Below are 3,355 nucleotides of genomic sequence, written 5' to 3'. Positions count from 1 at the left end.
CTAAGACCGGATGATTTAACTGTTGCTGAAATTTTGAAAAGGGCGGGCTACAAAACAGGCGGCATAGGGAAATGGTCGTTGGGTAACCCCGGTTCATGGGGCATACCTAACTATCAGGGTTTTGACTACTGGTATGGCCATATCAATCAGGACCAGGCCCATTTCTACTATCCAGATTACCTGTGGGAGAACGACAAGGTGGTTTTGCTGCAGAAAGTCGTTGTCGAAAATGAAGTTGGCAAACTAAAGGGCAATCGCGGCGGGGAAAATATGCTCTATACTCACGATCTCTTTACAGAAAAGGCAATCGGCTTCATTAAAGAAAATCGTGAGAACCCATTCTTCTTATACCTGGCTTATACGATTCCGCATTTCTCTGATTATCCGAAGGATTCGCCCGACCATTACATTGTGCCCAGTGACGAACCCTATAATATTGAAGACTGGCCGCAAATTGCCAAGAACTACGCGGCAATGATAACCCGAATGGATTCGGATGTAGGGCGGATAATAGCTCTACTGAAGAATCTCGGTCTTGACAGTAATACAGCAGTGTTCTTTACAAGTGATAACGGACCATACAAGGGAGTGTCCACTCCTATAGAGTTCTTTGACAGCAACGGAATTTTCAGAGGCGGAAAGCGTGACCTGTATGAAGGCGGCATACGGGTTCCTTTCATAGCAAGGTGGCCTGGCAAAATACCCGCTAACGCAACAAATGATCAGATGATAGCTTTCTGGGACATACTGCCTACGTTGGCGCATATTGCCGGATTACCAACACCATCCAACATTGATGGCATTTCAATACTGCCGGGCCTTCTGGGACAAAAGCAGAAACAACACGAATATCTGTATTGGGACTACGGGCACGTGAGGGGAACTTTCAAGCAGGCCCTTCGGATGGGTCACTGGAAGGTGGTCAGAATCGGCGTTGGTCAGCCGCTGGAACTCTATCATTTGAAGGATGACCCGGGAGAGACAACGGATTTAGCAGCAAAGCATCCGGAAATTGTGACGAAAATTGAATCCCTGATGGAGCAGGCTTATGCTTATTCGCCGGACTACCCTGTCAAAGGCTTGAAAGGCAATTAGTGCTCCGTCACAATCGCATTTATGGATTGAGCTGCTTCAGTTTGATTATGACTTAGGCTCCTCGCAAACTGCCGGTCTTTTTTCCTCGTGGACCCAAGGCTCAAACCTGCGAAGCTTTGACAAATGTGCGAAAGATTATTGACACTACCAGCTGATCGATGGCAGCATGAGAATCTCACTCAGTCCGAAGTTTGGGCGGAGGCTCCCCTAAGCCATGCCAGATTGAAGGCGTAATAGAGCCGACCATCCGATAGATGTATGATCCCATCGGGTGTCTGGGTTGCCGCCCAGTATGACTTCGGTTGGCCGTGCGTAGAATCTATGGTGAAAGTTGTGTTCCAGGGACCCATCACATGGCTCTGGCTGCCGCTCTTTACATCGCTCAGCACACGCTTGACGGGCCAGGTTTGTCCTTCATCCCAGGAGATGGCCGCAAAAGTCCCGTATATCTGTGTCTCGTGCCCATTTGCATCCTTCCCCTTCATGCCTTCAGGGGCGATACTGATAAGAAGGATCGGCTTTTGCCCCAGCTTGCCCGGGTCCAGCGATGGTTGGGAATACTCGAGTCTCAGCAACGATAGACGCTGGACCGTTCCTATGGGGGGAAACTCAGTTTTGCTGAAGGACCATGTCTTTCCCTGATCGGGCGACAGGCTCTGGGGCAGTGTCCCAAACGTTGCGCCCTTGTCGCGGGAGAACGCGAGGATCCGGCCATCATTTAATTCGACGCTGCCTACATGGATTCCGGGAGGCCCATGCAGGCCGCGCACTGCCCATGTTTCGCCAGCGTCACTGCTGTAGTTAATGGACGACCCGGAGCCGCCGATAGCCGAGCCGTCCGAAAAGGATAGAAAAGCGCCGTCCGACGTCACCGTAACGTCTCCCTGGGGTTGGTTACGGTTAGAATCCAGGTGCAGGGCATCGGAGTCCTGCTTCATCATCACCGGTTGGGTCCAGGTGACCCCGTTGTCGGTGCTCTTGCGAAAGGACATCGCCAGCTTAGACCATTTACCGTCGGTGCAGATACCATTGATGTGATAGAGCGTGAAGGGCTCGTTGAATCCATGTGCGATCCGGGTCGCGTTGTTCCACAACTGCACCCCGTGCATATTACGATCCGCTACTTTAAAGAATTCAGAGACTTCGGTATCCCAAACCAATGAACCATCTGGCCGGCGCCGGCCGCGCAATTCGAGTATGGTCAGTTCCTGTCCCTTTTCGCTTTCGCCGGAGAACCAGGCCAGCAACAGATCGCCATTTGCGGACCAGGTTAGCGCCGGTGAGTGTTGGTGAGTATAGAGCGGGATATCGAACTGCGCCGCCAATCCGGGTGTGTTATATGCGGTGCGCATGTCGTATAGAGAAACCGGCCCCTGAAAGAATGGGTCTTTACTGTCTGAGGGCCACGAATACACCTTCTGCGTGACACTCCTGGCCCACGCCTTAATGGGCTGCTGTAACGTTGCTTCCGGCAGTGTCTGCCCCTTTGGCACGCGCACTACCCGAAATCCAAGCAGGAAATGCTTATCGGTTGGGATAGCCGCTGATCTGTTGGCGGACCGGAGCGTCTGCAGATGTACATTGTGACTGCCTCCACGAACGACCTTGGCAATTCCGCTGGTATAACCGACGGGATTCTCCCGATCGGTCTCGACATAGGGGCCGTACCAGTCCTGTGTCCATTCCTCCACTCCGCCGTGCATATTGAACAGCCCCCAAGCGTTAGGTCCCTGCCGGCGAACGGCCAGGTCCACTGCATCGGGAGAGCTGTGAGCGATCTTCTCCGTATTGCGGTTACCACGTGTCGTAAACCAATTGGTGATAATTCGCCATTCGCCCGCCAGGGAGCCGAGTGGGTTCAGCGCGTAGATATCACCGGCTACTCCGTCGTTGAACGGGGTCCTTGTCCCGGCGCGACAAGCGTACTCCCACTCAGCTTCGGTCGGCAGGCGGTAATCGTATTGGTCATCCCTCGCGGAGAACCATTCACAGAAGCTGACTGCCTCATTCCAATTGACAAAGACCACGGCGTCGCTGTTTTTTGTCGAAATACCAGCGGCTTTACCGCGCCAAGCCGCATGGGCGGGATCGTAATTTTCGTACTGAGCATTGGTAATCTCATACTTCGAAATCTCGAAGCTGCGGGTGATCTTCACTTGCCGGGCAGGGAATTCGTCCTGGATAAAGATGCCCTTCTCTGCGGTAATGTAATCCCGTGACAAATCGGCTCCCATGAGAAAGGCCCCTGCCGCAATCGAGG

The 3,355-nt window shown here is 52.9% G+C and carries 2 protein-coding genes; one reads left to right on the top strand and one right to left on the bottom strand.

What is annotated here, in order from left to right; translation table 11 throughout:
* Positions 1 to 1,095 (top strand): sulfatase-like hydrolase/transferase (locus tag ACETWG_04635; GenBank protein ID MFB0515877.1); only part of this gene is annotated, 1,095 nt, incomplete at its 5' end.
* Between the two features lie 179 nt (positions 1,096 to 1,274).
* Here the strand turns inward: ACETWG_04635 and ACETWG_04630 are convergent.
* Positions 1,275 to 3,355 (bottom strand): SUMF1/EgtB/PvdO family nonheme iron enzyme (locus ACETWG_04630; protein MFB0515876.1); only part of this gene is annotated, 2,081 nt, incomplete at its 5' end.

The sequence above is a fragment of the Candidatus Neomarinimicrobiota bacterium genome, from assembly GCA_041862535.1.
Classification (GTDB): domain Bacteria; phylum Fidelibacterota; class Marinisomatia; order SCGC-AAA003-L08; family TS1B11.
Note: the sequence above shows the minus strand (reverse complement) of the source record. Positions and strands in the feature narration are given on the sequence as shown.